This window comes from Bradyrhizobium sp. T-12 (assembly GCF_058314695.1).
This window is the reverse complement of the sequence record NZ_CM177756.1, coordinates 4,600,025-4,626,583: the sequence shown is the minus strand read 5'-3', so window position 1 is coordinate 4,626,583 and position 26,559 is coordinate 4,600,025. Positions and strand designations below refer to the sequence as shown.

General features: G+C 64.3%; 27 protein-coding genes and 1 tRNA gene. 10 read left to right on the top strand and 18 right to left on the bottom strand.

Annotation, left to right across the window (positions count from 1 at the left end):
• Positions 1-40: 40 nt before the first annotated feature.
• The 4 genes from AC0WRY_RS22000 (at position 41) to AC0WRY_RS21985 (ending at position 3,506) form a co-directional block, all read left to right on the top strand.
• Positions 41-1,240 (top strand): MFS transporter, encoded by a 1,200-nt coding sequence (locus AC0WRY_RS22000; RefSeq protein ID WP_194402833.1) that lies wholly within the window; start codon positions 41-43, stop codon positions 1,238-1,240.
• A gap of 165 nt (positions 1,241-1,405) precedes the next feature.
• Positions 1,406-2,635, top strand: coding sequence for a CaiB/BaiF CoA transferase family protein (locus AC0WRY_RS21995; RefSeq protein ID WP_194402832.1), 1,230 nt, complete (start codon positions 1,406-1,408; stop codon positions 2,633-2,635).
• A gap of 164 nt (positions 2,636-2,799) precedes the next feature.
• On the top strand, positions 2,800-3,015 hold the full coding sequence (locus AC0WRY_RS21990; RefSeq protein ID WP_194402831.1) for a hypothetical protein: 216 nt from the start codon (positions 2,800-2,802) through the stop codon (positions 3,013-3,015).
• 98 nt (positions 3,016-3,113) lie between these two features.
• Positions 3,114-3,506 (top strand): RidA family protein, encoded by a 393-nt coding sequence (locus tag AC0WRY_RS21985; RefSeq protein ID WP_194402830.1) that lies wholly within the window; start codon positions 3,114-3,116, stop codon positions 3,504-3,506.
• Positions 3,507-3,508: 2 nt separating this feature from the next.
• Here AC0WRY_RS21985 and AC0WRY_RS21980 read toward each other — a convergent pair whose 3' ends face one another.
• Positions 3,509-4,171, bottom strand: coding sequence for a TetR/AcrR family transcriptional regulator (locus tag AC0WRY_RS21980; protein ID WP_194402829.1), 663 nt, complete (start codon positions 4,169-4,171; stop codon positions 3,509-3,511).
• 313 nt (positions 4,172-4,484) lie between these two features.
• Here AC0WRY_RS21980 and AC0WRY_RS21975 point away from each other — a divergent pair, with 313 nt between their 5' ends.
• Both AC0WRY_RS21975 and AC0WRY_RS21970 read left to right on the top strand, forming a co-directional pair.
• Complete coding sequence (locus AC0WRY_RS21975; RefSeq protein ID WP_194402828.1) at positions 4,485-5,720, top strand: acyl-CoA dehydrogenase family protein; 1,236 nt, start codon at positions 4,485-4,487, stop codon at positions 5,718-5,720.
• A gap of 149 nt (positions 5,721-5,869) precedes the next feature.
• Positions 5,870-6,928: a phosphotransferase family protein gene (locus AC0WRY_RS21970; RefSeq protein ID WP_194402827.1), complete on the top strand. Its 1,059-nt coding sequence runs from the start codon at positions 5,870-5,872 to the stop codon at positions 6,926-6,928.
• Between the two features lie 118 nt (positions 6,929-7,046).
• Here AC0WRY_RS21970 and argE read toward each other — a convergent pair whose 3' ends face one another.
• The 3 genes from argE to AC0WRY_RS21955 all read right to left on the bottom strand — a co-directional run bounded on the left by argE (position 7,047) and on the right by AC0WRY_RS21955 (position 9,989).
• Complete coding sequence (argE, locus tag AC0WRY_RS21965; RefSeq protein WP_491120874.1) at positions 7,047-8,219, bottom strand: acetylornithine deacetylase; 1,173 nt, start codon at positions 8,217-8,219, stop codon at positions 7,047-7,049.
• Between the two features lie 127 nt (positions 8,220-8,346).
• Positions 8,347-8,529 (bottom strand): hypothetical protein, encoded by a 183-nt coding sequence (locus tag AC0WRY_RS21960; protein WP_194402825.1) that lies wholly within the window; start codon positions 8,527-8,529, stop codon positions 8,347-8,349.
• Positions 8,530-9,203: 674 nt separating this feature from the next.
• Positions 9,204-9,989 carry an SDR family NAD(P)-dependent oxidoreductase gene (locus AC0WRY_RS21955; protein ID WP_194402824.1) on the bottom strand — a complete coding sequence of 262 codons (786 nt, stop codon included), beginning with the start codon at positions 9,987-9,989 and terminating at the stop codon, positions 9,204-9,206.
• A gap of 134 nt (positions 9,990-10,123) precedes the next feature.
• On the opposite strand from AC0WRY_RS21955, the gene AC0WRY_RS21950 reads away from it, so the two are divergent.
• On the top strand, positions 10,124-10,822 hold the full coding sequence (locus tag AC0WRY_RS21950) for a histidine phosphatase family protein (RefSeq protein ID WP_194402823.1): 699 nt from the start codon (positions 10,124-10,126) through the stop codon (positions 10,820-10,822).
• Between the two features lie 81 nt (positions 10,823-10,903).
• Positions 10,904-11,671: an SDR family NAD(P)-dependent oxidoreductase gene (locus AC0WRY_RS21945; RefSeq protein WP_097658708.1), complete on the top strand. Its 768-nt coding sequence runs from the start codon at positions 10,904-10,906 to the stop codon at positions 11,669-11,671.
• Positions 11,672-11,862: 191 nt separating this feature from the next.
• Here AC0WRY_RS21945 and AC0WRY_RS21940 read toward each other — a convergent pair whose 3' ends face one another.
• Positions 11,863-13,098 carry a serine hydrolase domain-containing protein gene (locus AC0WRY_RS21940; RefSeq protein WP_194402822.1) on the bottom strand — a complete coding sequence of 412 codons (1,236 nt, stop codon included), beginning with the start codon at positions 13,096-13,098 and terminating at the stop codon, positions 11,863-11,865.
• Between the two features lie 151 nt (positions 13,099-13,249).
• Here AC0WRY_RS21940 and AC0WRY_RS21935 point away from each other — a divergent pair.
• Positions 13,250-13,325 (top strand) — tRNA-Trp (locus tag AC0WRY_RS21935).
• Positions 13,326-13,438: 113 nt separating this feature from the next.
• On the opposite strand, the gene AC0WRY_RS21930 is transcribed toward AC0WRY_RS21935, so the two are convergent.
• The 3 genes from AC0WRY_RS21930 to AC0WRY_RS21920 form a co-directional block, all read right to left on the bottom strand.
• On the bottom strand, positions 13,439-14,200 hold the full coding sequence (locus AC0WRY_RS21930; RefSeq protein ID WP_194402821.1) for a glycosyltransferase family 2 protein: 762 nt from the start codon (positions 14,198-14,200) through the stop codon (positions 13,439-13,441).
• 145 nt (positions 14,201-14,345) lie between these two features.
• Positions 14,346-14,852 (bottom strand): hypothetical protein, encoded by a 507-nt coding sequence (locus AC0WRY_RS21925; protein ID WP_194402820.1) that lies wholly within the window; start codon positions 14,850-14,852, stop codon positions 14,346-14,348.
• A 9-nt stretch (positions 14,853-14,861) separates the two neighbouring features.
• On the bottom strand, positions 14,862-15,368 hold the full coding sequence (locus AC0WRY_RS21920) for a hypothetical protein (protein WP_194402819.1): 507 nt from the start codon (positions 15,366-15,368) through the stop codon (positions 14,862-14,864).
• Between the two features lie 142 nt (positions 15,369-15,510).
• Between AC0WRY_RS21920 and AC0WRY_RS21915 the strand changes: the two genes are divergently transcribed.
• The gene (locus AC0WRY_RS21915) at positions 15,511-17,178 is read left to right on the top strand and encodes a hypothetical protein (protein ID WP_194402818.1); all 1,668 of its coding nucleotides are present in this window, start codon (positions 15,511-15,513) and stop codon (positions 17,176-17,178) included.
• On the opposite strand, the gene AC0WRY_RS21910 is transcribed toward AC0WRY_RS21915, so the two are convergent.
• From AC0WRY_RS21910 to AC0WRY_RS21865, 10 genes are all read right to left on the bottom strand, one after another.
• Positions 17,168-18,202, bottom strand: a complete 1,035-nt coding sequence (locus AC0WRY_RS21910; protein ID WP_194402817.1) for a Gfo/Idh/MocA family protein — start codon at positions 18,200-18,202, stop codon at positions 17,168-17,170. The genes AC0WRY_RS21915 and AC0WRY_RS21910 overlap by 11 nt on opposite strands.
• A 3-nt stretch (positions 18,203-18,205) precedes the next feature.
• Positions 18,206-19,411 carry a class I SAM-dependent methyltransferase gene (locus tag AC0WRY_RS21905; protein WP_194402816.1) on the bottom strand — a complete coding sequence of 402 codons (1,206 nt, stop codon included), beginning with the start codon at positions 19,409-19,411 and terminating at the stop codon, positions 18,206-18,208.
• A gap of 1 nt (position 19,412) precedes the next feature.
• Entirely contained in the window at positions 19,413-20,621 is a 1,209-nt protein-coding gene (locus AC0WRY_RS21900) for a class I SAM-dependent methyltransferase (RefSeq protein WP_194402815.1), read from the bottom strand.
• A 239-nt stretch (positions 20,622-20,860) separates the two neighbouring features.
• Entirely contained in the window at positions 20,861-21,790 is a 930-nt protein-coding gene (locus AC0WRY_RS21895; protein ID WP_246776290.1) for a lysylphosphatidylglycerol synthase transmembrane domain-containing protein, read from the bottom strand.
• A gap of 114 nt (positions 21,791-21,904) precedes the next feature.
• Positions 21,905-22,486 carry a WbuC family cupin fold metalloprotein gene (locus AC0WRY_RS21890; protein WP_194402813.1) on the bottom strand — a complete coding sequence of 194 codons (582 nt, stop codon included), beginning with the start codon at positions 22,484-22,486 and terminating at the stop codon, positions 21,905-21,907.
• Positions 22,464-23,129, bottom strand: coding sequence for a class I SAM-dependent methyltransferase (locus tag AC0WRY_RS21885; RefSeq protein ID WP_194402812.1), 666 nt, complete (start codon positions 23,127-23,129; stop codon positions 22,464-22,466). Before AC0WRY_RS21885 ends, AC0WRY_RS21890 begins: the two co-directional genes overlap by 23 nt.
• A 25-nt stretch (positions 23,130-23,154) precedes the next feature.
• Positions 23,155-23,547, bottom strand: a complete 393-nt coding sequence (locus AC0WRY_RS21880; protein ID WP_194402811.1) for an LIC12192 family sporadic carbohydrate cluster protein — start codon at positions 23,545-23,547, stop codon at positions 23,155-23,157.
• On the bottom strand, positions 23,540-24,346 hold the full coding sequence (locus AC0WRY_RS21875) for a sporadic carbohydrate cluster 2OG-Fe(II) oxygenase (RefSeq protein ID WP_194402810.1): 807 nt from the start codon (positions 24,344-24,346) through the stop codon (positions 23,540-23,542). Before AC0WRY_RS21875 ends, AC0WRY_RS21880 begins: the two co-directional genes overlap by 8 nt.
• Positions 24,343-25,461 (bottom strand): DegT/DnrJ/EryC1/StrS family aminotransferase, encoded by a 1,119-nt coding sequence (locus tag AC0WRY_RS21870; RefSeq protein WP_194402809.1) that lies wholly within the window; start codon positions 25,459-25,461, stop codon positions 24,343-24,345. Before AC0WRY_RS21870 ends, AC0WRY_RS21875 begins: the two co-directional genes overlap by 4 nt.
• Positions 25,451-26,557, bottom strand: a complete 1,107-nt coding sequence (locus tag AC0WRY_RS21865; protein WP_194402808.1) for a DegT/DnrJ/EryC1/StrS family aminotransferase — start codon at positions 26,555-26,557, stop codon at positions 25,451-25,453. The genes AC0WRY_RS21870 and AC0WRY_RS21865 overlap by 11 nt, the downstream gene beginning before the upstream one ends.
• Positions 26,558-26,559 lie beyond the last annotated feature (2 nt).

Sequence of the window (26,559 nt, the reverse complement as noted above, 5' to 3'; positions counted from 1 at the left end):
ACGGGCGCGATCGCGCCTGCCGGGCAGGCGAACGTTTGGAATGCGTTTCTTGAAATCTGACAGCAGGCTGATCGGCGTCCTGCTGGTGCTCGCCATCACGCAGCTGATCGGATGGGGCACGATCGGGCTTCCTGCCATCGTCGGGCGCGATCTCGCCGCCGATCTCGGCATGAGCCTGCCGGCGGTTTTCGCCGGGACATCCGTTCTCTATGTCGCGATGGGCCTGTGCGCGCCCTGGCTCGCCAAATCGTTCGCACGGCATGGCGCGCGGATCGTCATGATGGTCGGCACGGTCGTCACCGCACCGGGCTTCGTGCTGCTGTCCCTCGCGCGCGAGCCGATGCTCTATTTCGCCGCCTGGATCGTGCTCGGCGTTGCCGGCAGCGCCACGCTGTCGACCGGCGCCTATATCATGCTGAACGAGATCGCTGGGCGGCAGGCCAAGAATGCGATCGGCGCCCTGATGCTGGTGACGGGCCTGTCCAGCAGCATCTTCTGGCCGACGACCTCGTTCCTGAGCGGTCACCTCGGCTGGCGCGGGACGTGCCTCGTCTATGCCGCGATGATGCTCGTCGTCAGCCTGCCGCTCTACGCACTCGCACCGCGCCGGAAGGTCGTGGGGGATGGTGCCGGCGAGCCGGTCAAGTCGTCGCTGCCGTCCGCGATTCCCAGGAGCACCTTCGGCCTCGTCGTCGCCGCGATCACGCTGAACGCCTTCGTCAATTTCGGCATCAGTGCCATCATGATCGAATTGTTGCGGACGGAAGGGCTGGCGCCGGCGCAGGCACTTCTGTTCGGCTCGATGCTGGGCGTGATCCAGGTCAGCGCCCGCGGGCTGGATCTTCTCGGTGGCGGGCGGTGGGACGGGATCACGACCGGGCTCGTGGCCGGCGCGGCGCTGCCAATGGCCATGCTGCTCTTGATGCTGAGCGAGGGCGCGACCTGGGCGGTCGCGGCCTTCATCCTGCTCTACGGCGCCGGCAGCGGCGCGATGGCCGTGGCGCGGGCCACCATTCCCCTCGTGTTCTACGACCAGGCCGAGTTCGCCAAGGCGATGTCGATGATCGCGCTGCCGCTCAATCTGGCGTCCGCGATCTCGCCGCCGCTCCTCGTCGGCCTGCTGACCGAATTCGGCAGCCGCGGCGCGCTCGGTCTCACGCTGGTATTCTCCTGCGCGACGGTGCTGATCCTGGTGCTGCTCGCACGGCGCCGGCCGCGGGTGGTTGCGGCCATAACCTGAGCCAATATCGTGGCGCGGAAAGTGCTGATGGAATGCTCCCGTACCCGGCATGAGATAGCCGTATGCCGCCAGTGCAGGGCTCAGCGCGCCAAAATGGTGTATCCGCAAGGGATACGGCCGCTTCGAGCCGCCGCACCAAGATCCAGTTCCCCGGAGGAAGCTTACATGTCGGCCCTGCCGCTCTCAGGCATCAAGATCCTTGACCTCACGCGCGTCCTTGCCGGGCCCCTGTCGGCCCAGATGCTGGGCGATCTCGGTGCGGAGGTGATCAAGATCGAGCGGCCGGGCACCGGCGACGACGCGCGCGCTTTCGGGCCGCCCTACCTGACCGACCCGGAAGGAAAGGCCAACAACAACAATTCCTTCTACCTCTGCGCCAACCGCAACAAGAAGTCGGTGACCGTCAACATCGCCAAGCCCGAAGGGCAGGCGATCATCCGCGAGCTCGCCAAAGACGTCGACGTCTTCATGGAGAATTACAAGGTCGGCGATCTCAAGCGCTACGGCCTCGACTACGAGACCATCAAGGCGATCAACCCCGGCATCATCTATTGCTCGGTGACCGGCTTCGGCCAGACCGGACCTTACGCGCCGCGCGCCGGCTATGACGCCATCCTGCAGGCGATGGGCGGGCTGATGAGCGTCACCGGCCACATGGACGGCGAGCCGGGCGAGGGCCCGATGAAGGTCGGCCCCTCCATCGTCGACTACATGACCGGCATGAACACCTCGATCGGCATTCTCTCCGCGCTCTATCACCGTGACGCCAATGACGGGCAGGGCCAGCACATCGACGTCTGCCTGTTCGACACCGTGATCGCGTCGCTGTCACACTGGCTGCAGATCTACCTCGTCAACGGCAAGACCCCGCCGCGCCGCGGCACCTGGGGCAATGGCGGCATGCCGGCCGGCGTGTTCCGCTGCACCGACGGCGAATTGATGCTGGTGGTCGGCAATGACGGCCAGTTCCGAAAGACCTGCGCCGTGCTCGGCGAGCCGGAGCTCGCGAACGATCCGCGCTTCGTCAAGAACAACGACCGTGTCGTGCACGGCAAGGAGATCATGGCGATCTTCGCCGGCCTGTTCCTGAAGCAGCCGGTGGCCTACTGGCTGGAGAAGCTGGAGGAGGCCGGCGTGCCCTCGGGTCCCATCAACAATTTCGAGCAGGTGTTTTCCGATCCGCACGTGCAGTCGCGCGGCATGCGGGTCAAGACGCAGCACAAGTTCGAGCCCGAGCTCTCCCTGATCCGCAACGCGCTGACCCTCTCGGGCACCCCCATCACCGAATACCGCGCCCCGCCGCTGCTCGGCGAGCACACGCAGGAAGTGCTGGGCGGCAAGCTCGGCTATGATGCCGGGAAGATCGAGGAATTGAAAAAGCAGGGGATCATCTAGCGCTTTTCTCCCCTTCTCCCGTAACGCGAAAAGGGGAGCGACGCTCGGCCTTGCCTGAGGCTTGCGGGCCATCCCCAGATAAGTCCGGTCCGTAGTCGCACAGGCTTCCGCTTTGCGCGCGACTCTGATTCGATCTCTCCACTTGAGTTCGGGGAGGGAATAGAATGTCCTACACGATCGGGTTCCAGGCGAAGAACCAGAAGTCCATTCTAGCGACCGAGGCGGCCACCGCCAATCAGGCCGTCGCCATCGTCGCCGCGCTGCGGCAGAGTGCCGACGAGATCAAGTTCATCCGCTCGCCGCAGGAAGGCGAGATGGGTATCGAGATGCTGCTGCTGCTCGCCAAGGAAGAGGCCGAGGAGATGCCGCAGCGGGCCTGACACCGCCGCTCCACCACACTTCGATCGGAAGCGAAGCATGTCGGCTGACGAATAGTGTAGTCAGCCGTCACTCTCGCTCGAATCGAAGGTGGCCGGCCATGAAACGCGAAGCGCTCCGTGTCGAGCCGATCTCGACCTTTCTCGATCGCGTGAAAGCGCCGACCTCGCCGGTGACGCGCGCCGGAAACATGATCTTCGTCGCCGGCCTGCCGCCGTTCGACCCCGAGACAGGCGAGATCGGCGGGATGGCCATCGAGCGGCAGAGCGAGATCATCATGGAGCAGATGAAGCTGTGCCTCGCGGCGGCCGGTGCCTCGCTCGACAACGTCATGAAGTGCAACGTCTACTGCACCTCGACCAGACACTTCGCCGCGTTCAACGCGGTCTATGCCCGCTATTTCCCTGATGATCCGCCGGCGCGGATCTTCGTCTGCACGCCGGAATGGTTCGGCCCGTTCGACGTCGAGATCGACTGCATCGCGATGATGTAAGGTCAGCGCGCCGCGACCTTCGCCGCCGGCTTCGTCTCCGCCTTGCCCGCCGTCAGCGCCGTTGTTGCCACGCTGACCACGCGCGCGACGACATCCTCGACGTCGTCGAGGTCGCATTTTCCTTCCGACAGTTTTGTCAGCCGCTCGCTCTCGCGGATGGTGTGGTGCGCCATCGCGAGCGCGAAGTTGAGGCCCCAGTAGATGTCGACGTCGCTGCGGTCGGGCAGGGCGCGGCGCATGGCGCCTGCGAATTTCCGCAAATGGTCGATCTCGCGGTTCTTGATGCGGCGGATCGGCGGCACGGATTCGATCGAGGCGCGGATCATGAAGCGCGCCGCGGTCGAGCGCTGGTTCTCAGGCCCGAGGCAGCCGCGCAGCGTCGGCCCGACGAGGGCGCGCAGGATCACCTCGATCGGCGCGCGGCCGCCGCCTTGCTCTTCCGCCGCCTTCAATTCGCGCAGGCGCTCCCGGTTGGTGGCGATCGAGCGCGTGACGAATAATTCCGCGATCAGCTCGTCCTTCGAGCCGAAATGATAGTTGACTGCGGCGAGGTTCACGCCCGCCTCGGCGACGATGTCGCGTAGCGTCACGTCGCTGAAGCCGCGATCGGCATAGAGCCGTTCGGCGGCGGTCAGAATGGCAGACCTCGTATGATCGCTGGCCATGGCTCTTTTCCCGTCATTCCGGGGACGACGCGAAGCGCCGAGCCGGAATCTCGCGCCACATTTCGAGATTCCGGGTTGAGCCCTGCGGGCGGCCCTGGAATGACGTCGTGGGCGAGGGAGTTGCAATTCAAACAGTTGTATGAAACTATCGTTTGAAGGTCGGAGATGTCAATCCGCATTCGAGACTCGTTCGCAATTCGCGGCCGGCTCGGAAAGCCTCGCAAGGCGCGCGAAGTCTCGCTTGCGGGCTGCGCAATGCGGGAGGACAGTCCGGCACAAAACAGGTTTGCAAAAGAGAGACGAGGAGCGTCCCATGGATTTCGATCTGTCCCCCAAGCAGAAGGAATGGCTCGACCGCGTGCGGTCCTTCATGGCCAAGCACGTGCGCCCGGCGGTGCCGATCTACGACCAGCAGGATCACGCCGGCGAGCGCTGGAAGGTGATTCCGATCCTGGAGGACCTCAAGAAGAAGGCGAAGGCCGAAGGCCTCTGGAACATGTTCATGCCGCCGAGCGAGCATGAGGACGACGAATTCCGCGGCGCGGGACTGACCAATCTGGAATACGCGCTGCTGTCGGAAGAGATGGGCCGCATCACCTGGGCCTCGGAAGTGTTCAACTGTTCCGCGCCCGACACCGGCAACATGGAAGTGTTCATCCGCTACGGCACCAAGGAGCAGAAGCGCAAATGGCTGCGCCCGCTGATGGACGGCGAGATCCGCTCGGCCTTCCTGATGACGGAACCGGCGGTCGCCTCGTCCGACGCCACCAACATCGAGACGCGTATCGAGAAGGACGGTGACCATTACGTCATCAACGGCCGCAAATGGTGGTCGTCCGGCGTCGGCGACCCCCGTTGCAAGATCGCGATCCTGATGGGCAAGACCGATTTCAAGGCGGCCAAGCACCAGCAGCAGTCGCAGATCCTGGTTCCGCTCGACACGCCAGGCATCAAGGTCGAGAAGATGCTCCCCGTGTTCGGCTTCGACGACGCCCCGCACGGCCACGCCCAGGTGCTGCTCGACAACGTCCGGGTCCCGAAGGAGAACATCCTGCTCGGCGAAGGCCGCGGCTTCGAGATCGCGCAGGGCCGCCTCGGCCCGGGCCGTATCCATCACTGCATGCGCACCATCGGCAAGGCCGAGGAGGCGCTGGAGAAGATGGTGAAGCGGCTCACCTCGCGCACCGCCTTCGGCAAGAAGATCGTCGAGCACTCGGTATGGGAGCAGCGCATCGGCGAAGCCCGCACCAACATTGAGATGACGCGTCTTCTGTGCCTCAAGGCCGCCGACATGATGGACAAGGTCGGCAACAAGACCGCGCAGGCCGAGATCGCGATGATCAAGGTCGCAGCCCCCAACATGGCGCTCAAGATCATCGACGAGGCGATCCAGGCCTTCGGCGGCGCCGGGGTGTCGGACGAGGCGGGTCTTGCCAAGGACTACGCCCACATCCGCACGCTCCGTCTCGCCGACGGTCCGGACGAGGTGCACAATCGCGCCATTGCCAGGCTTGAGGTTCGGAAGTATGCCAACTCTCCCAGTCATTGATTAAGAGGGAGCGCCAGGCGGCGCTCCCGACTTGAAGAAACGACAGGGCATGGTCCCATTCGCAATGACCGCTTGACGCAAGTGCGTCAGCGGTTACCGATTAGGATCATGCTCGACCTGAAAAAGGTCAGGACTGAAGAGGGAGCGTCATGGCCGACGGCGTCAGGAAAGACGAAGAGTTTTCGGGCACCAAGCCGGTCGAGGAGCGGCATCGTTTCGACGAGCTGCGCCTCGAAGCCTGGATGCGCGAGCACGTCGAAGGTTTTGAGGGGCCGCTGGTCGTGCTGCAATTCAAGGGCGGCCAGTCCAATCCGACCTATCGGCTGAACACGCCGAACCGTTCCTACGTGATGCGCAGAAAGCCGTTCGGCAAATTGCTGCCGTCGGCGCACGCGGTCGACCGCGAATACCGCGTCATTGCGGCCCTTGGAAAACAGGGCTTTCCGGTCGCGCGCGCCTATGCGCTCTGCCAGGACGATGGCGTCATTGGCGCTGCCTTCTACATCATGTCGATGGAGGAGGGGCGGGTGTTCTGGGACCCGACGCTGCCGAGCCAGGATGCCGAGTCGCGCCGCAAGATCTTCACCAGCAAGATCGAGACGCTGGCGAAGCTCCACATGTACGACCCTGTTACGATCGGCCTCGGCGAGTTCGGCAAGCCCGGCAATTATTTCGCGCGCCAGATCGACCGCTGGACCAAGCAGTATCGCGCATCCGAGACCCAGCACATTCCCGAGTTCGAGAAGGTCGCCGAATGGCTGCCGAAGACCGTACCGGAACAGGCGCGCGTCTCGATCGTGCACGGCGACTATCGCCTCGACAACATGATTTTCCACGCAACGGAACCGCGCGTGCAGGCCGTCCTCGACTGGGAGCTGTCGACGCTCGGCGATCCCATGGCCGACTTCACCTATCTCTTGATGCAGTGGATCATGCCGGGCCTCGAGGGCGCCGATCTCAAGGCGCTCAACATCCCGAGCCTGGAAGAGGCGGCGCAGATCTATTGCAATGTCACCAAGATGACAGTGCCGGATCTCAACTGGTACTTCTCCTACAATCTGTTCCGTCTCGCCGGCATCACGCAAGGCATCGCCGGCCGCGTCCGCGACGGCACCGCCGCCAACGCCAAGGCGCTGGAATCCGCCAAGCGCACCGTGCCGCTGTCGAAGGCATCGTGGGAGTACGCGCAGAAGGCGGGCGCGGTGTAGTTGAAGGCGCGGCCTGCGGCCGCGCTCTTTCTCGGCGCACGCCTCTCGTGTCCCGGACGCGCTGCAACGCGTAGCGTTGCTGCGCAGAGCCGGGACCCAGCCAGCTGCTGAACTGCGACTACCCCTTCGCGCAATGCGCGATCAGCCTCTCCACGAATCCCGCGCACTTCTCCAATTCGGCCATCTCCACGAACTCGTCTGGCGTATGCGCCTGGGAGATCGCGCCGGGGCCGATCACCACCGACGGGATGTCGGCCATGCTGGCGAACAGGCTCGCCTCGGTGCCGAAGGCGACCTTGGCGTGGTCGTTGCGGCCGGCGAGGCTCTTGGCGAGCGTGACGATGGCGGCATCGGCCGCCGTGTCGAGCGCGGGATAATCGAGGATCTCCTCGAAGTCGATGCCGCACTCCGGGCTTCTCTCCTTCATCGCCGGCTCGAGCTCGGCTTTCGCCCAGGCGACGATCGCATCGGTGACCTCGCGTGACTCGGTGATGCCGATGCCGCGGCATTCGAAATCCACCGTGCAGGTGTCGGGCACGATGTTCAGCGCCGCGCCGCCATGCACGATGCTGGTGAGCAGCGTCGAGTGCGGTACGTCGTAGAGACTGTTCGTTGCGCGCGCGGCCGCGAGCGCTACGGCGCGGCGGCGGATCTCGACGATCAGCTCGGCCGCATATTCGATCGCGTTGACGCCGTCGGGCGCGATCGACGAATGGCGGGCGAGCCCGCGAAAGGTCGCGCGCACGCCGTGCTTGCCCTTGTGGCCGATGATCACCTTCATCTCGGTCGGCTCGCCGATGAAGGCGCCGAGCGGCCGAACCTTCTTCTTGGCGACCTCGCCGAGCATCGGCCGTACGCCGACACAGCCGATCTCCTCGTCATAGGAGATCGCGAGGTGAATCGGCGTTGCAAGCTTCGCCTCCACCATCTCAGGCACCATGGCAAGGCATACCGCGACAAACCCTTTCATGTCGGTGGTGCCGCGGCCATAGAGCTTGCCGTCGCGTTCGATCAGCCTGAACGGATCGTGGCTCCAGTCCTGGCCTACGACGGGCACGACGTCGGTATGGCCCGACAGCACGAAGCCGGGGCGGTCGTCGGGGCCGATCGTGACCCACAGCGAGGCCTTTTGCCCGGTCGTGTCGACGAAGCGCTCGCTCTTGACGCCGAACGCGGCGAGGTAGTTCTCGATATGGGCGATCAGCGGCAAGTTGGTGCGGTCACTGACGGTGTCGAAGCCGACGAGATCGGCGAGGAGTTTGCGAATACGGTCGGGTCTTGAGCTTGGCATTGGCACGTTTCTTCAGAGGATGGAGGCTGAGGTTGCCTGCAGGAACCATACCAACGTGAGGCCCGACGGGGCAAATCAACATCGCACACCGTCATTCCGGGGCGATGCGCAGCATCGAGCCAGGAATTCATCGGCCCACATCACACGCTGCGAAAATGGATTCCGGGCTCGCGCCTTCGTCGCGCGCCGGAATGACGAGGGAGAACCACAATCCCTTGCGTTGCCCGTCGGGCAAAACACCCGAGCCATCGGTCAATCCGCGCTGGCAAAAATATTCCGCTTTACCGAAATTCGGGAATGGCGTATCCATCGCGGCAACCCGGCCCAAGCACAAGGGGCGTATCGCGATCGTCACGAACGCGGGCCGGGCGGCGGTGGGCGCTGATGATACCGGCGCGAAGGGCTCTTGCAGGGCGGGCAACCGTGAGCAGAGCCGTCGCGCACACGACCGGTGTGATCAGCGTACGGCAAAATCGTGTGGTCCTGGCGCCCGCAGTCTGGCGTCAAGTCTTGTGGTGAAGTGCGGCCCGACCGGGCCACACATCAGCCATCCGCAAGGCGACGGGGCAATAGTGCAACGCTCCCGAGGAGAGCGCGACATAAGCCGTTCCAACCACTGCGCAGGGAAGGCCGGGATGTCTCCGGTTGCCCTGTTCTCCGCTATGCAGCAGCACACGCAGTCTGCTTTTGGCATGGCGGTCCACGGGAGCCAACCGGCTCCCGGCCTTCCCTGCGCCCTTGTTCGATCGAGGGCAAGGCAACGAAGCAAAGCTCGGGCGAGATGCGCCGCGAGGACGCGATCCCATGTCAGTCGTCCCATGTCAGTCATTCACCACCGCTCTCGCGCCCCGGACGCAGCGCAGCGTCCCTTCGACGATGCGCTGCAGAGCAGGGGCCCAGGTGGCAGCGGGCCGTGCAGCCTGCTGGGTCCCGACTCTGCGCCGCAACGCTTGCGCGCTGCGTCGCGTCCGGGACACGGCAGGGTCAAACCGGCTTGCCCGTATACGGCATCGACGCCGTCAGCCCGCCGTCCACCGGGAATGCCTGACCGTTGACATACGACGCCTCATCGCTCGCCAAAAACAAGCCCATCGCCGCGAGTTCGTGCGGTTGGCCGGGGCGCTGAAGCGGGTTGAGCTGGCCGATCTTGCCCTGCGTGCCGCGCTCCTTGGCGCGGTCGAAGATCGGCTTGGTCATGCCGGTCTCGATCAGGCCCGGGCACACCGCGTTGATGCGCACGCCGGTGCCGGTGAGCGAATACGCCGTGGTCTGCACCAGGCTGATCACGCCCGCCTTGCTCGCCGCATACGGATGTCCGCTGGCGCCGGCCTTGAGGCCCGCGACGGATGCGGTCAGCACGATCGCGCCGGACTTCTGCTTCACCATGTGCGGCATCGCATGCTTCACGGCGAGGAACGGCCCGATCAGATTGACGCGCAACACCTCCTGCCAATGCTCCACGGTCTGCTCGCCGAGTGGGATGAGCCCGCCGGAGACGCCGGCATTGGCCCAGATCACGTCGAGCCGGCCGTGGGCCTTCACCGCCTTGTCGATGACGGCGATGACGTCAGTCTCGGAACCCGCGTCGGCGATCATGGCTTCCGCGACGCCGCCGGCCTTCTTGATCTCGTCGACGGTCTCCTTCACCGCCTCGCTGCGATCGACCGCGATGAGCTTGGCGCCCTCCCGGGTGAACAGCAGTGCGGCGGCACGACCGATGCCGCTGCCGGCGCCGGTGATGATGACGGATTTGCCTTGCAGGCGGCCCATGCGCTTCTCCCTGTGGTGCCTCGCGCGACGCTTGCCGCGCGACGGAATTTCAAACAAGATTTCAAACGGTAAAGTGTCTTGAGACACGTTCACACCTGACGTACAGCGACATCAAACGGGATGGAAGGGTTTCGATGGCGGATGCAGACAAGCCCAATGTGGTCGTCACGCGATGGTGGTGGGTCCGCCACGCGCCGGTGCGCAATGACGGCGGCAACATCTACGGACAGAGCGACATCGCCTGCGACACCAGCGACACCTATGTGTTCAACGCTGTTGCCAAGGTGCTGCCACGCAAGGCGGTGTGGTATTCGAGCAATCTGAAGCGTACGCACCAGACCGCCGAAGCGATCTGGGAGGCGGGCTTCCCGCGGCCTGCGTCGATGAAATGGGAGGCGGACCTTGCCGAACAGAATCTCGGCCGCTGGCAGGGCATGAACCGGGTCGAGTTCATCGCCAGCCGTCCCGTCGGCGCCAGCTGGTTCGCGGACATCAACGAGCCCGCGCCCGGCGGCGAAAGCTTCATGGATCTCTACAACCGCACGCGCCGCACCGTCGAACGCATCAACAACGAGGCGGCCGGGCAGGACATCATCGCGGTCGCCCATGGCGGCACCATCAAGGCGGCGCTGGGGCTCGCGCTCGACGGTCAGCCGGAGCGGGGACTGTCGTTCGACATCGACAATTGCTCCGTGACCCGGCTCGATCATTTCGCAAGTCCCGAGCGCACGGTCTGGCGGCTTCCGATGGTGAACCAGCAGCCCTGGATCGCCGATGACGCGCACGCGGCGATGCATCAGCCGGCGGGGCCGGAAGTCAAGAAGCTGGCGTAAGCCAAGCTGTCATTCCGGGGCGATGCGAAGCATCGAACCCGAAATCTCGATGTGACAAGAACATCAATCTGGGAGGAACACATGACCTTGTTCGACATGAAGGGGAAAGTCGCCGTTATCACGGGATCGACGCGCGGCATCGGGCTGGCCATTGCCGAACGCATGGCCGAGCACGGCGCCAAGGTCGTGATCTCCTCGCGCAAAGCCGACGTCTGCGAGCAGGTGGCAAAGGGCATCAACGACAAGTTCGGCAAGGGCACTGCCGTCGCGATTGCCGCCAACATCTCGTCGAAGGAGAATCTGCAAAACCTCGTCGATGAGAGCAACCGCGCTTTCGGCAAGATCGACGTGCTGGTCTGCAATGCCGCCTCGAACCCGTATTACGGTCCGCTCGCCGGCATCTCCGACGATCAGTTCAGGAAGATCCTCGACAACAACATCGTCGCCAACAACTGGCTGATCTCGATGGTGGTGCCGCAGATGATCGAGCGCAAGGACGGCTCCGTCATCATCGTCTCCTCGATCGGCGGATTGAAAGGCTCGACCATCCTCGGCGCCTACGCGATCTCGAAAGCCGCCGACATGCAGCTTGCGCGCAACCTCGCCTGCGAATACGGCAAGCACAACATCCGCGTGAACTGCATCGCGCCCGGCCTGATCAAGACCGACTTTGCCAAGGCGCTGTGGGACAATCCGGAGAACCTGAAAGCCTCGACCGCGCGCTCGCCGCTGCTGCGCATCGGCATCCCCGACGAGATCGCGGGCGCGGCGGTTTTCCTGGGATCGAAGGCCGGCGACTTCATGACCGGCCAGACCATGGTGATCGACGGCGGCGCGACGATCAGCTGAGAGTCTTAAAGCGGGAGAGGGCGACGACGTCGCTCCAACATCGGTGTCATCGCCCGCGAAGGCGGGCGATCCAGTACTCCGCGGCCGTAATTGTGTGAACGAACATCCGCCGCGGCGTACTGGATGCCCCGGTCAAGCCGGGGGCATGACAGTGAGCGTGGAGATGCAGCGTTGCGCGTAAGCGTAGAGTCTCACTCCACCGCCGCGTAGACCAGATCCCTCACCAGCGTCCGCGTGTAGTCGCGCTGGCCCGGCGCCTGGCTCATGAACACCGCGAACAAATCCTCCTTCGGGTCGATCCAGAAGAAGGTGCCGGCGATGCCGCTCCAGAAATAGTTGCCGACGCTACCGGGGAAGGGCGCGATGCCGGCCTCGCGGCGCACGGCGAAGCCGAGACCAAAACCGTGGCCGGGCGAGAGCAGGGTGCCGTTAGTCTGAACGTGCGGCCCGAGGTGATCAGACGCCATCAGCTCCAGCGTCTTGCGGCCGATGATCCTGACACCGTCGAGCGTGCCGCCGTTGCGCAGCATCAGGCAGAAGCGGGCATAGTCCATCGTGGTCGAGACCAGGCCGCCGCCGCCGGACTCCATCACCGGCTGCTCGAGCATGTTGAACAGCGCGACCTTGTCGCCGGTCCAGGGATCGGCTGCGAACGGCCCGGCGAGCCGGCCCGCATTGGCCTCGGAGGTCGAGAAGCCGGTCTCGGTCATCTGCAGCGGGGCAAGCACGCGCTCGCTCAGGAATGCGCCGAGCGACTTGCCGCTGACGATTTCGATGATGCGACCGAGGATGTCGGTGGAGCGGCTGTAGTTGAATTCCGCGCCGGGCTGGCAGACCAGCGGGAAGCTCGCCACCAGCGCGGCATGCTCGGCGTTGCTGATCTTGCGGCTGCGGACGCGGGACTCCTGATAGAGCTTGTGCACGGGGCCGTCGCCCTGGTGCTCGTAGGTCAGGCCCGAGGTGTGGCGGAGCAGGTCCTGCACGCTCATCGGCCGCGCCGGCGGCACCAGCTCCAGCTTGCCGTCCTTGACGATGCCGACCTGCTGACCGCCAAATTCCGGGATGAACTTTGCGACGGGATCGCCGAGCAGCAGGTGGCCGTCCTCGACCAGCGCCATGATTGCGACCGACACGATCGGCTTGGTCATCGAGAAGATCCGGAAGATCGAATCACGGGCCATCGAGACTGCCGCCGCCGGGCTCTGCCGGCCGAGCGCCTCGAACCAGCCGACCTGGCCGCGACGCGCCACCAGCACGGTGACCCCGGGAACGGTTCCCTTGTCGATCTCGCGCTTAAAGGCGTCCGACATGGCCTGCAGGCGCGGCCTCGACAGCCCGAGCGTCTCCGGGCGGCCCTCCGGCAGGGGCGGGGTGTGGGGCCCGATCGAGGCCTGTGGGCCGGCTGAAGCGGTCGCTGTGGCGGTCATGGGCGCTCCCAATTGTTTTTCATTGTCGGAAAGCGACTGTGGCCCAGAAACCCCAGCACAAACAAGCGAAGCCGGCGCGGTTCACCCTTGCAATCCGGCCGCCCCCTGTGCTTGAAAGCGGCCTGATCCGAAGCGGCGACGCAGGGTCTGTAGGAGTGTAGCTCAATTGGTAGAGCACCGGTCTCCAAAACCGGGGGTCGCAGGTTCGAGCCCTGCCACTCCTGCCAGCTAAATCAACGACTTAGATCAGTGCTGGGGGGATAGGGACGTCCCTGAGGCGAATCGCCATGCGCCGGCCTGCGACGCCCGCTGTCCAGTGCCAAGCCCCAAGAGGCCTTGCCTAGCGCGCCTGAACACGCTCTGCGTCGCTGGAAACCTGGCTGAGATCGACGTTCCGGATGGGAACGCGGCGCAGCAGCGAGACGATGGTGCCGCCGAGCTCGAAATAGGTGCGCAGCCGCAGGGCACGGGATGACCCCTTCAGCTCCGCGTTCAGGCTGACAGGCACCTGCACGTAGGTGAGGCCGAGCTGGAGCAGCGAGACCAACGCACAGATCTGATAACCGTAGCCGTCGGCCTTCACCGCGATCTGGCGCAGCCATTTCACGGGGTAGACGATCATGCTGTGGTAGTCGGACAGCCAGAAGCCGAACAGGTAATTCAGGATGAACCGCAGCGAATGCGACTGCAGCGAGCGGTTGACGGAGCGGTCCGACTGGTTGTCGCGATAGGTGATGACGAGGTCGGCGGCGCCCGCCGCCTTGAACATGCGGGCAACGCCTTCGTTCTGGAAGGCATGATCGCCGGGAATGAGCGTGATGGCATCGAATTTCGCGCGCGAGAGCGCGTATTCGAAGCCGGCTCCGACGCCGCGCCGCTCGGCGTTGTGTTGCACGATGATGCGCGGTTCGCCGGCCGCGAACTCGTCCATGATCGCGCCGGTGGCATCGGTGCTGCCGTCGTCGATCAGGAAAATTTCGAAGTCGTCGAGCAGCTCGCGGGCAAGCGGCAGCACCCCGCCAATGGTGTCGGCGATCTTGTCCTGCTCGTTCAGAGCAGGGATGACGATCGTAAGCCTCTTCGCTGCCCTGGAAGGTGTCATCCTATGCCGCCCGTTGCCGGCCACTCCTGACTGGTGGAACCCTGGTGCAACTGTAGGTCATCCGGGCCGAGCGAACAACAAGGCGTCCGCAGATCGGATCCGCACAACCGGCACGAAACCGGGGATATCTGTGTGTTCCGCGCAACTAGTCGGGAAAATCATAGAGGCTGGTGTCGCCAATGCCGAAGGCCCGGCGCAGCTGCCCGACGCGGCGCGCCATCGTCCGGCCCGCTGTCGTCGCCGCGAAGTGTGAACCGGTGCGCTCGACCAAGCCGCCATCGACCAGGTTCCGAATTCGTCCCTGGAACAGATCTGGAACCTGCTGTTCAACGATCTCCGAAAGCGGAGCTCGCCGCTCGGGCCGGTCGACGACGCCGAGGAGAATGTCCAAGGAAACCGACTTGTACACTGCGCCAAAAGCGAAGACGTACGCCATGACGCAAAACCCGAAAATCGACGCGGCGTCCCAATACTGAAATTGCGCAACGACGAAAATTCCGAGCGTCACGCCGAGACCATGGGTGACGATCGCAGCGATCGCGAGCAGGACCACGGGTCCAATCGTCCATCCGCGAGCGCGGGCCATGAGTTGCAGGACAGGCGCCAGCAGGGCGAAGGCGACGGCGGCGGCGAGGCCGATAGCGAAGGACATCACAGCCGCTCACCCAAGCCCGGTCGACAGACGAACGAGTTTGACGAGACGCGCGACAGCCAACCCCTTGGCCGTCGGAGCCAGCTTGCTGTCTGCCGTGATCACCATCCCCGCGCGGACCAGCAATTTCAGGCGGTTGTGCGTGAAGGTGCCGAGATCTCCGCCCTGCATGTAGGCGACGGCCCATTGCTCCAGAGTGAGGGGATGCCCGGCCTGGACGAGCGCGGTGAGCAGCGTCAGCGTAAAGCCCCAGGCCAGCAGGCTGAACAGGATGTACCAAAGCATCATCGCCGTCGCCAACAGAAACAGGCCGCCGAGCATGTCGGCGAGATGGCGCTCGCCGGGGAGCGCGATGCAGGCGATTGCGTAGAGGACCATGACGCTGAGGCAGCCGAGCCGGAAGCGGCGGCCGGATCCGCCGGTGGCGGCAATGCGCGCGTAGCACAGCAACAGCAACGGCAACGCGACACTGAGACCAATCGCTGCGGCTTGCGCCGGGCCCGGTAGCATGTTCATCGTCCCGGATGCCTCTCAGGCCTAGCCACAGCAAAAGTCTATAGGAGGTCGTATTTTTTCGGTCAAGGGAGCCCGTCATCCCGCCCTTGCGGACGTCAGTTGGCCGTGCGAATCCTAAGCCCGCGCCCTTCCTCCGTCCGAGATGTCCCCATTGCTGCGTGCGATCGTCGTCCTCCTCATCGTGTTGCTGGCTGCGCATGCGCCGATGCTCCTGAACGACGGTCTCTTCATGGACGACTGGCTGGTGCTCAAGCCCCGTCCGGACTATTTCATCGACATCGACTTCCTGCTGAATGGCGCCGGTCACCCGATCTTCTACAGCTACGACACGTTCGCGAACTGGACGGGCGCCCCGGTTGTCGTGATGGTATCGCTGGCGCTCGCCGGAATTGTGTTTGGCGCCATATCGCTCGCACTGACCGCGACGCGCCTCGGCCTGCTCGACCGCGCCGAGGCGGTCGGTTTCGCGCTGATCGTCTGGACTTATCCCGGCTATCAGCTTTGGGCGGGCAAGGCGAACGCGGTCTATGTCTTCAGCTTCGGGCTGCTGTTCATCGGTGCATGGCTGTTGACGCTGGCCTTCGGCGCTCACGGCCTGCGGCGGGTGCTGCTTCGCGTGGCCTGTGCGCTCGTGTTCCTGCTGAGCTTCGCACTCAACTCGACGATCGTGCTCTATGCCTTCGTTGTGCTCGGCCTGTTCGTCGCGATATGGCGGGAGGGGAGCGCGGCGGACGGCTTCGTGCGCCGCACATGGCTCGCTTGCTGGCGCTGCGCCCTGCGCTATCCGGAATTGGCGGTGCTTCCTCTGATCTATTGGGGCGTGCTCAATATCTGGTTCAAGCGGATCGGCGTGTACACCCAGCACTATGACGCCCATCTGCCGACGTTTGGCGAAATGGCAGGCGGATGGGGTGCGTTTTTCGCCGCCGGCTATTGGGACGTCGGGGAGCATGCGTTCAGCGTGGCGACGGAGGTCCCTGCCTTCTTCATTCCAGCGGCGGTGCTCGTCGCCATCGTCCTGCTGCTGCGTCCCGACCCGAAGCGGGCCACGTCCGCAATAGCGACCGTCTTGCCGCTGGTGCTCGCCGTGGTTCTGTTCCTGGCGTTGTCGTCTCCCTATCTGATCGCCGGCCTCCGGCCGTTGTCCACTCATTTCTACGAAAGCCGTCATCTGCTGATGTTCGGTGTGCCGTTTGCGCTGACGCTCCTTGCATTGAAGCGGCTGCTCGAACGTTTGACCGGTCCCACCGCCGCGTTCGCGCTCCTGTTCGGATTGGGCCTGATCACGTCGATCAGCATGCTGTGGAGCGGCTACCTCTTCATGCAGGCGAGAGCGCTGAAGCAGGAGGCGCTGGCGCGCGACCTTGCCGCCAGGGTCCAGCCGGCGGCGACGGTTTATGCGCTCGACGACGGCTTTTTCGACTCCAAGTCCCGGCACATGCTGTTCGGCCTTGCCGAGGTCACCGGCATGCTGCGCCTTGCCTGGGGCAATCAGCCATTCTTCGGATTTGCACTGCGTGCCGAGCGGCCCGACATCCTGCGGAAAATGGAGGAGGCGCGGACGGCACCAGGAAGTGCATTCCATCATTTCGATCCGTCGGGGCCGCAGGCGACGATCTCGTTCCAACCGGGCCCTGGCGCCGCGCCAAACCAGGCTTTGGTGCGGAAGTACTATGCATGCCGGTTGCTGGCGCGCTGCGATGTTGCAGAGTTCCTGTCTCGACTTGCGCAGGTCACGATCAAGGTGGGTCCGATCCCCGGCATCCTGCCGCTCGATGGTGCAAGCAAGAGTGCTGAGCCTAGCCGCTAGCCAGCCGCTTCCAGACTGTTTCCGCGAGCGCGATATCGATCACCGAATCCTCGCCGGAAGCGAGCGGTGTGCTCAGCGCGGCGACATCGGAAACGAAGGCGTCGGCCTGGCGCCGAAATGCCCAGCTCGTTTCACCCGTCAAGCGCGTGCTTTGACCATCATGGTCGATAATGACCTCTGCCTCTTGCTCGGCAAAGGGTGGGGGCAACTCCAAGGTCACCGCGCCGCGCTCGAAATTGATCGTCAGTCCCTCGCGCCAGGCTCCTTCAGAGCCGTTCACGAGATCCAGCGCGCAGGCAATGCCGTCGAAGTCGAGCGTGATGCGCGCGGCTCCCGAAGTCTCGATCGTGCTTTCGCCGACCGTCGGCGACGATCCGAGCAGGTCGCGCGAGAGATTGATGACATGGCTGAAGACGTTCAGAAAATTGTCGTAGCCGGGACGCATCGTGCTCGGCATCCAGTCGGGGCCATCCTGCCAGAGCTCGAGCCCGTCCGGCCGCGCTTCGCCGGTCATCACGAAATTGTCCTGCGACCGGCCGGTGTCGCCGCCGAAGCACCAGCCTGTGGCCCGGACGATGCGTCCGAGTGACTGGTCGCTACGCAGGCGTGCCAGCACTTGCCGCGCCCGTGCCACACCGGCATCGTGACGCTTCATGTAGCCGATGCCGTAGACGAGGTGTTGCCGCCGCGCGGCTTCGACCAGCGAAATGGCCTGGGCCGTCGTGTAGGCCATCGGCTTCTCCGACAGCACGTGCCGGCCGCTGTTCAACGCCTCCAGCACGATCGGGCCCGTGGCACGACGCTTGGTCACGACGACGACGGCGGACACCGCGCTGTCGGCGAGCAGCTCCCGGTGCGTGCCGTAAACCTTGGGGATGCCGAACTTCTGCGCTGCGGCGGCAGCGAGGTCCGGCCGAAGATCGGCGATCGCGACGACGCGGCAAGCGGGATTGGCAGCGAAATTGGCGAGGTGGCACATCTGGCCGACCATGCCCGTTCCGATGATGCCAATGCCTGGCTTCACTGGCTACGATCCCTCGAGACGCTTCCGGACGACGAGAAAATGCGCCGGCTGTCCCCATGTGTTGATGAACGCCGGATCCGACTGGGTGAGGGCGGTGACCGCGGACGCATCGCGTCGCCCGATCGCGCCAAAGATGCGATGGAAACTGTCGAGCGTTGCCGTGATGGCTTCGATGTCCGCAGCGTCGTCGGCGAGTACGTCTGCGGTGCGGATCGTCTCGCGCAGGGACGCGAGGCCCGCGACCACGCGCGGCAGGCTCTCGCCGAAGGGATCGTCGATCATCCCATCGACGTCGAGCACCAGCGCCTCGATCGACGCGGAGATTGCCTGCACGGCATCGGACGTGCCGACCAGATACAGCTTTCGCCCGCCGAGGAAACTCAGGCGGCTGCGGTCGAGATGGCGCCTCGCGCGATGCAGCTTCTCGTCACCGGACAGGACCTTCTTGTGCCAGTAGATGTCCAGGCTGTCGCGGTAGGCGGGCCATGCCGAATGGATGTCGAAACCTTGTTCATGCGCCGCCGCGCACAGGGCGGCCGCGTCGAGGAAGTAGCGATACCTGACGAACGGATTTTCCAGCACGTCCATCAGCCAGGATTCGAAGCTGCGGGTGTGCGGGATGCTGTTCCACTTCGCGTCGAACAGCATCTTCGCCGTCTCCAGCGCGGGGCGACCGGTCAATGCCTTGCCGGCCGCATGGATCGCCTTGAGCGCGAGCTCGAAGAAGCCGCCGTAGCGCTCGTAATAGGACACGACGGCGTAACCGTCGGGATTGAGCAGGCGGTGGAAGATGCCGAGCCATTTTTCGCTCGGCTGCACGGTGTAGATGAAGCCTTCGGCATCGATGATGTCGAAGCGGCGATCGCTGCGGAAGCCTTCGACATCCGCCAGGGCGAGCTCGCGGAGACGCTCGGTCAGGCCGAAATGCGCGAAGTAGGCCTCGATCTTGGGGTGGGCATGCCGGTTCGGCTCGGCGAGCGTCATGTTCGCGCCCCAGCCGGCAAACACCAGCGCATTCTCGCCGGAATCGGGGCCGAACTCGAGCACCTCGGCATTGCGGAACAGCCGCGGCGGCAACGCCAGCTTGTCCGAGAACAGTTCGCGCCGCTGGCTCGCGTAGGCTTCGAGCTCGGTGGAGGACTTGAAATTCCCGAACGTCGGCAAGACGTCCTGACGTTCGTAATAGTTGAAGAGCTTGTCCTCAGCCATGCTACGACCTTAGCGCCGCCTCGAGACGATCGAGCTCACTCCAGATGTCGGAGGGCGCGAAGATCGAAACGATCTGCAGCGGACGCTTCACATTTTCGCGCAGCCGCTTGCTGACCTTGGCTTCGTTTTCCTCGTTCACGGCGAGAAGACAGACGAGTGGCCCCGACTTGCCGGCGAGATCCTCCGGTGAGCGAATCGGAATGCCGGTGCCGGGCAGGAACAGCCCTTGACGCTCCTTCTGATCGTCGACCGAGAGGTCGACGAGATCCGCCAGCTCGTGCGCGTTCGTGAAAGTGCAGGCACGGCAGCCGGCGCCGTAGATGGCGACCTCCGCGCCGTTGGCGCGGGCTTTGGCGAGAACCGGGCGGAGACGTGCGCCATACTCTCTCGCGCGTTGGCCGAATTTCTCGCCGACGCCGGACGGCGCAGGCGGCACCGTCACCGTGCCCGCGGCACGGCGGGCTGCGATCGCAAGGCTGCCGCCGCTGAAATTGTATTTTTTCACGGACACCGCCTCGAAGCCGTGGCGCGCCAGCAGTGCGAGCAGGGTCGGTTCGGTGAAATAGCTGACATGCTCCTCCCAGAGGACGGAGAGGTCTCCCGCCGCCGAGCCGGGGGCGAAATCGGGCACGTCGATGAACAACAGCCCGTCGTCGCTGAGCGCGATCTTGACGCAGTCGAAGAAGTTCTCGAAATCGACGATGTGCTCCAGCACCTGACGCGATATGACGAGGTCGAACTTTCCGGACTGAGCGACTGCGTCGTGGGCCATCTCCGGACTGAGCATGTCGGCATAGACCTTGATGCCGCGCTCGCGGGCGATCTTGCCCGACACCGGATTGGGCTCGACGCCGACCATGACCTTGGTGCCGCGTTCGCGCAGCTTGTCCATGAACAGGCCGTCATTGCAGCCGATCTCGAACACGGACTGATGCTTGGAGAATTTCGCGATGGTGTCGAGCTCGTCAGCCTGATGCGGCTCCGGCTTCCAGCTGCTGAAATTGTAGTTGAACTGGCGGTACAAAATCTCGGGATCGATCGGTTTGACGATCTGGGGCAGGCCGCAATCGCCGCAGGCCAACACCTCGAACGGGAAGCGCTCGTCCTGCTCGTTTCGGCTATGCCGAAGCCGATGCGCAATCGGCATCAGTCCGAGGTCGATGACCGGACGCAGGTTGGTCGAATGGCAAAGGCGGCAATGGTCGGTCAATGGTCTGGCTCTTTGCAGGAAGAACAGGGGGGACATGGCCCCCGGGCGAGACTCAAACTGGTTCAAGCCTATATAATGGCGCCGCCTGCGCCACAATTCCTAACTTGCCCTGTCCTCCCGCGCCACCAGCGCCGGAACAGCTCCGCGCCTCAGCACGGTCGTCTTTGATCAATGGCATCCGGCTTCTCCGGTTACCGCGGCAGTTCCGTGCGGTGCACGTCCCCCACAGATTCGCGCAATTACCGCTGGCGGAGCGATGTTGCGGTGTCATCCGGTTCGGCGCCGTAAGTCGCACGCTCCGGTGCAAGCAGCCACACCGCGCCCCCGATGAAGCCGACGACGAGATTGCAGAGCCCGAGCAAGATCGATATCGCGAGCGCCTTGTCGGATGCGATGCCGACGAGCCCGAGCGCACCGACCATCGCCCCCTCGCGAATGCCCCATCCTCCGATCGAGAGCGGAACGGCAGCTGCCATGATGACCAGCGGCACGAGGACGAATGCGTCGAGTGCGGACAACCCGGCGTCCACGCCAATCGCGAGCGTATAAGAAGCCGTAACGGTCAGAAGGTGAACAACAATGGCCGAACTGAACAAGGCTTTGCGTCCGGCTCTGGCAAGTAGCGGCGCTTCGAGAAGCGCCGCAAACTGCATGATTCGGACGGGAAGAACGGCAGTCATGCGGCCCGGCAACCTGCCCAACGTCATGAGGACAATTGCGCCGAAATATGCGGCAGCGACGATCGCTGCGACGGCGGACAGCAGGACGGTGTCATGGATGCGCGAAATCAAGAGCGGCATTCCCAGCAAGATGAGGAAGCCGAGGGTCAGAAGTCCGATGAACCGATCTGCGACAATGCTGCTCAACGTCTGCGACCACTTTATTCTATGCCGCCGCAACATCCATATGCGGACCGCTTCGCCGCCGGAGGGCAACACCTGATTGAACCAGGCGCTGGCAAGAACGATGCGCCATCCGGCCACCCAATCCAGAGACACGCCGATCGCGCGGAGGATCAGAATCCAGCGGTTGCATAGGACGAACGTCTGCGCGAACAGCAGCGCCATCGCCAGCGCGAGCATGTGCAATTTGACAGCGAGAAGGTCCGCCTCGAGCGACGAAAGATCCAGGTCGCGCACGACCAGAACGATGATGCCGGCGGAGACCATGAATTTGGTCAGGACAATGATTGTCTTCTTCCCAGGTCGCATCGTCAGCCCGTTCCACCAGTCGAGCTCGCCGTCATGTGAAGGTGATCGGGACCAGCGGAGCGGTCACGGCTCTCAACCTTGCCTCGCCAGCTGTTCCGCGGTGAGGGCGCCAATCCTTGTGACGTAGTCCTGCACCGCGGCAGCGTCACTGCCGTCGGGTGCCCAATCGGGAAATGCCGTGCCGGAGGGATCGAACGGCCCGGCGGTGGTTTCGTGGAACACCAGCCATTCCGATGTGATCAGGATTGAGTGGAAGACCTGTTCAGGCATCCGGTAGTAGCAGCGCTTGCCCTGGCCGTAGGGCGCCATCTCGAGTACGTCGCGAATGCGGCCGTCGTTCTCGAAGATCACGACCTGTGCGGTGCCCTCGATCACGTGAAACGATTCGGGTTTGCCAAAATGCTTGTGGGGCCGCACATAGGCCTCGCGATGATGCACGATCAGCATCTCGTGCAGGCCGGACGAGGGGTCGGGGTGCGTGCATAGCCGGCTGCGCAGACGCGGGTTGCCGGCGGCGATGCGTTTGAGCTCGGCGATCGTGGCGTCATCCGCCGTGACGATGGCGTCGTCCGAATAATAGACTTCGGGATTTTGCGCGCGCAGCGAGGCCGGCCGGCGCCGGCCCGTCGCCTCATTCGAAGAAGATGAACCCATGGTCGCCCCGATAGCCGCATTTGTCATAGATCCACGCCCAAGTCTCCGGGCCGTGGAAGCTCAGGCAGGTGAGCTGCCAGTAGAGCAGATTGGCCTTCTCACGCTCGTTGCGGAAGGATTCCACCATCAGATATTTCGAGGTGCCGCGTCCGACGCGTTCGATCTCGGGCACCGCGCGGAACACGTCCTCGAGCGGAAGGTTGTGCAGCACGCCGAGCGACACCACGAGATCGAAGCTGTGATCGGGGTAGGGGAGCTCGACGGCGCTGCCGACCTGTAGAAGCGGCCGGACCTCCTCCTTGGCATTGGCGATGCCGTAGTCGGAGATGTCGATGCCGGCAATGGTGAGGTCGGGGACGAGCTGGGTGAACTCGTAGAGCAAATAACCCTTGCCGCAGCCGACGTCGAGCACGCTCATGCCGGGCTTGATGCCGTAGCGATCGATCAGGGTCTGGGCCAGCGGGCGCCAGCGTCCGTCATAGCGATAGCCGCCATAGCCGTAGCGCCGATCGCCGTCCCAATAGTCGCGGCCCCATTGCCGTGCCACGGCGGCGGATTCCGCCTTGTCGTGCTCGACCACGCGCTGAACGTAGTTCCGCCTGGTCGAGGCGTGCATCGGCTGGAGCAGGTTGACCTCGGCCATGATCGTCAACCCGTTCGCGGCGTCGTCACAGGATGGTCGCGTATTGATTGACCAGCAGGATGTCCTCGACGGCCTGGATGTCCTTCCGCGACGACAACGTGATCTCCTCGACGGCGGCGTGGAGGTCGCAGCCTTCGCGCAGCACGCGGTCGTAGATTTCCCGCCGGCGAGCCTCGTCGGGTGGCAGCATGAAGATGCTGTAGAGGATCATGCCGTTCAGGCGGGGCAGCTCGTCTAGGATATCCTCGAGCACCATGTAGCTGCCGGGCATGATGTGCTCGACGGCGCTGAGCAGAAACTGCAGGTTCTTGCGCCGCGCGTAGTCGCGGATCACGATGTTCTGGACGTGCTGCGGGGTGCGGCTGCCGTTCAGCGGCCGGGCACCGATATAGCCGCGATGGCCGGCTCGCTCAGCCATGGAAGCCTCCCGGTAGCTTGTATTGCATGCCGACCCGTGTCGCCGGGCGCAGCAGGATCGGTTCGAAGAACTCGCCGAAGCGCTTGTCCGCGTAAGGCGACATGATGCTCTTGAAGCGGCAGTTCATGCTCCACCGCGTGCCGCGCTCTTCGTTGACGCGGTTGCCGTGCATCAGCGTCTGGTTGAACAGCATCACGTGACCGTAGGGAATCTCGATGAAGGTCGCGTGCGGCTTGATCGTCTTGTACAGCTCCTCGGCGCTGCGCAAGGACGCCATCTTGTCCTGCATGTCGCCGTTCAGCGACGGCGGCAGCAGATACATCGCTTTGGTGCGGTGGACGTCCACCAGCGGCACCCATACCACGACCTCGAACGGCGAGTCGCCCGACCAGACATCGGAATGGGTGGCGAGCAGCGAGGAATCGTCGCCAGGCATCTGGATGCTGAGATTGACGCGGCGCTGCATGCAGAGCTCGTTGCCGACGATGGTCTCGATGGTCGAGCGCGCGAGGCGGAAATAGGTCGGCCGGAACCATGGTTCGGCGTTCAGGCCGTTGAAGACATGCAGCCGCAGGCCATTGAGATCGTCGACGCTCACGCGCGTGTGGATGCTGTCCAGCATCGCGTAGGGATCGTTGCTGTGCGGCAGTTTCAGATAGTCCGCCGCGAGCTCGGCGGCGCGCCGCTGGATGCGGTCGAGCCCGGCGCGATCGTCGGCCGGCGTGGTGACGAAGCCGTTGTCGATGAAGCGCTGCGCCAGCGCCTGCTCATCGGCCTGAAGGAAGTCCGTATCCGTCATGCAAAATACTCCCGGGCGGTCGCGCAGATGTAACTGATGTCGGCGGCCGACAGGAACTGGTTGATGGGAAGCGTGAGGATCTGGTTCGCCTGCCGCTCGGTTACGGGGAACGCGCCGCGGCCGTGCCCCAGATGCGCCGCGGCCGGCTGCAGGTGGATCGGGACCGGATAATGGATCGCGGTCTCGATGCCCTTGTCGGCGAGATATTTCTGGAAGTCGTTGCGGCGGTCGGTCTGCACCACGAAAGTATGGAAGGTGTTGAACTCGATGTTGCGGCAGGGCGGAATGAACAGAGGAAGTCCTTCGAGCTCGGCGCGATATTGCGCGGCGTTGCGCCGCCGGCGGTCGATCACCGAGGGCAGATGACGCAGGCGGATGCGCAGCACTTCGGCCTGCACCGTGTCGAGCCGTGACACGATGCCCCATTCCTGGACGTCGCTGCGGTTGATCAGGCCGTGATTGCGCAGCCGGCGGATCCTGGCGGCGAGGTCGGCGTCGGCAGTGACGAGGAATCCGGCGTCGCCGGCAGCGTTGAGATTCTTCAGCGGATGGGCGGAGAAGCAGCCGAACGTTCCGATGGTGCCGCTCATGCGGCCGTCATAGGTCGAGCCGACGGCTTGCGCGCTGTCCTCGATCACGGCGAGCGCGTGCTTGTCCGCGATCGCCATCAGCGGGTTCATGTCGGCCATGCGCCCGGTCAGATGCACCGGCATGATCGCCTTGGTGCGCGTCGTGACGGCGGCCTCGACCGCAGCCGGATCGATGTTCTGGTCCGGCAGCACATCCGCAAAGATAGGCGTGGCGCCGACCGCGATGATTGCGGCGGTCGATGCCACGAACGAATTCGGCGGGGTGATCACCTCGTCGCCGGGCCCGATGTTGAGCGCGCGCAAGGCGAGGATCAGTGCGTCGGTGCCGGAATTCAGCGTCACCACATGGGGCGAGCCGAGATAGGCCGACAATTCCTCTTCGAGCTTTCCGACTGCCGCGCCGCCGATGAAGTCGCCGCGCTGGAATACGCCTTCGACCGCCTGCATGATCTCGGCGCGCTCTTCCTCGAATTGCGCGGGAAGATTGACGTAACCGATGCGCCGGCGGCCGGTGTCAGCGTCCATGGCAGAACTTCCTGACGGTCTCGATGACGCGATCCTGCTGGGCACGAGTCAGGTGCTGGTCGACGGGAAAGCTGATGACCTCCTTGGCGTGGCGGTCGGTGACCGGGAAGGTGCCGGGCGCGTAGCCGAGATGCCTCAGGCCTTCCTGCTGATACAGCGGGATCGGGTAGTGGATCTTGGCCTCGATGCCGTTGTCCAGGCAGTATTTGTAGAGCTCGTCGCGGCGCTCGGCGAACACCATGTAGAGGTGGTAGACGTGCTTCACGTTGGGCCGGCGCGCGGGAACGCGCAGGCCAGGCAGGCCGGCAAGGCCCGCGTCGTAATAGGCGGCGTTCTCGATCCGGCGCCGCGTGATCTCGCTGGTCTGGCCGATCAGCCAGTTGCCGACGACGGCCTGCAAGGAATCGAGCCGCGAATTGCAGCCGAGGATCGCGATCTCGTCGCGGTTCTTCATGCCGTGATTGCGGATGAGACGAAGCTTCTCGTTCATGCCGTCATCGTTGGTGACGACGACGCCGGCATCGCCCCAGACGTTGAGGTTCTTCAGCGGATGCAGGGAGAAGCCGGCGGCGATGCCGTGGGTGCCGGAGCGCTTGCCCGCGAACTCCGACAGGATGCCCTGGCAGGCGTCCTCGACCACGGGCAAATTGTGACGCTGCGCGATCGGCATCAGCTTGCCCATGTCGGTGACTTCGCCGGTCAACTGCACCGGCATGATCGCCTTGGTCTTCGCAGTGATCGCGGCCTCGACCTGGTCGACATTCATGCAGAAGGAATCGTCGCAATCGACCAGCACCGGCGTCGCGCCGGTTTCCGCGATGGCACCGACGGTGGCGATGAAGGTGTTGGCGGCGGTGATGACCTCGTCGCCATGACCGATGCCGAGCGCCTTGAGCGGCAGCTTGAGCGCGTCGGTGCCCGATCCGACGCCGATGGCGTGGCGCACGCCGATCAGTTCGGCAAAGCGCTTCTCGAATTCGGCAACGGGCTTGCCAAGGGTGAAGTCACCGGTCGCCACCAGCCGGCCGATCTCGGCGAGGATCGGGGCGGGGTCGGAGAATTGCTCGAGCAGATAGGAATATCGAACGTCGTACATGT

Excerpts from the sequence above, each read along its gene's own strand:
- AC0WRY_RS22000 (WP_194402833.1), top strand. The coding sequence starts at position 41 with ATGCGTTTCTTGAAATCTGACAGCAGGCTGATCGGCGTCCTGCTGGTG.
- AC0WRY_RS21995 (WP_194402832.1), top strand. The coding sequence starts at position 1,406 with ATGTCGGCCCTGCCGCTCTCAGGCATCAAGATCCTTGACCTCACGCGC.
- AC0WRY_RS21990 (WP_194402831.1), top strand. The coding sequence starts at position 2,800 with ATGTCCTACACGATCGGGTTCCAGGCGAAGAACCAGAAGTCCATTCTA.
- AC0WRY_RS21985 (WP_194402830.1), top strand. The coding sequence starts at position 3,114 with ATGAAACGCGAAGCGCTCCGTGTCGAGCCGATCTCGACCTTTCTCGAT.
- AC0WRY_RS21980 (WP_194402829.1), bottom strand. The coding sequence starts at position 4,171 with ATGGCCAGCGATCATACGAGGTCTGCCATTCTGACCGCCGCCGAACGG.
- AC0WRY_RS21975 (WP_194402828.1), top strand. The coding sequence starts at position 4,485 with ATGGATTTCGATCTGTCCCCCAAGCAGAAGGAATGGCTCGACCGCGTG.
- AC0WRY_RS21970 (WP_194402827.1), top strand. The coding sequence starts at position 5,870 with ATGGCCGACGGCGTCAGGAAAGACGAAGAGTTTTCGGGCACCAAGCCG.
- argE (WP_491120874.1), bottom strand. The coding sequence starts at position 8,219 with ATGCCAAGCTCAAGACCCGACCGTATTCGCAAACTCCTCGCCGATCTC.
- AC0WRY_RS21960 (WP_194402825.1), bottom strand. The coding sequence starts at position 8,529 with ATGGATACGCCATTCCCGAATTTCGGTAAAGCGGAATATTTTTGCCAG.
- AC0WRY_RS21955 (WP_194402824.1), bottom strand. The coding sequence starts at position 9,989 with ATGGGCCGCCTGCAAGGCAAATCCGTCATCATCACCGGCGCCGGCAGC.
- AC0WRY_RS21950 (WP_194402823.1), top strand. The coding sequence starts at position 10,124 with ATGGCGGATGCAGACAAGCCCAATGTGGTCGTCACGCGATGGTGGTGG.
- AC0WRY_RS21945 (WP_097658708.1), top strand. The coding sequence starts at position 10,904 with ATGACCTTGTTCGACATGAAGGGGAAAGTCGCCGTTATCACGGGATCG.
- AC0WRY_RS21940 (WP_194402822.1), bottom strand. The coding sequence starts at position 13,098 with ATGACCGCCACAGCGACCGCTTCAGCCGGCCCACAGGCCTCGATCGGG.
- AC0WRY_RS21930 (WP_194402821.1), bottom strand. The coding sequence starts at position 14,200 with ATGACACCTTCCAGGGCAGCGAAGAGGCTTACGATCGTCATCCCTGCT.
- AC0WRY_RS21925 (WP_194402820.1), bottom strand. The coding sequence starts at position 14,852 with ATGTCCTTCGCTATCGGCCTCGCCGCCGCCGTCGCCTTCGCCCTGCTG.
- AC0WRY_RS21920 (WP_194402819.1), bottom strand. The coding sequence starts at position 15,368 with ATGAACATGCTACCGGGCCCGGCGCAAGCCGCAGCGATTGGTCTCAGT.
- AC0WRY_RS21915 (WP_194402818.1), top strand. The coding sequence starts at position 15,511 with ATGTCCCCATTGCTGCGTGCGATCGTCGTCCTCCTCATCGTGTTGCTG.
- AC0WRY_RS21905 (WP_194402816.1), bottom strand. The coding sequence starts at position 19,411 with ATGGCTGAGGACAAGCTCTTCAACTATTACGAACGTCAGGACGTCTTG.
- AC0WRY_RS21895 (WP_246776290.1), bottom strand. The coding sequence starts at position 21,790 with ATGGTCTCCGCCGGCATCATCGTTCTGGTCGTGCGCGACCTGGATCTT.
- AC0WRY_RS21890 (WP_194402813.1), bottom strand. The coding sequence starts at position 22,486 with ATGGGTTCATCTTCTTCGAATGAGGCGACGGGCCGGCGCCGGCCGGCC.
- AC0WRY_RS21885 (WP_194402812.1), bottom strand. The coding sequence starts at position 23,129 with ATGGCCGAGGTCAACCTGCTCCAGCCGATGCACGCCTCGACCAGGCGG.
- AC0WRY_RS21880 (WP_194402811.1), bottom strand. The coding sequence starts at position 23,547 with ATGGCTGAGCGAGCCGGCCATCGCGGCTATATCGGTGCCCGGCCGCTG.
- AC0WRY_RS21875 (WP_194402810.1), bottom strand. The coding sequence starts at position 24,346 with ATGACGGATACGGACTTCCTTCAGGCCGATGAGCAGGCGCTGGCGCAG.
- AC0WRY_RS21870 (WP_194402809.1), bottom strand. The coding sequence starts at position 25,461 with ATGGACGCTGACACCGGCCGCCGGCGCATCGGTTACGTCAATCTTCCC.
- AC0WRY_RS21865 (WP_194402808.1), bottom strand. The coding sequence starts at position 26,557 with ATGTACGACGTTCGATATTCCTATCTGCTCGAGCAATTCTCCGACCCC.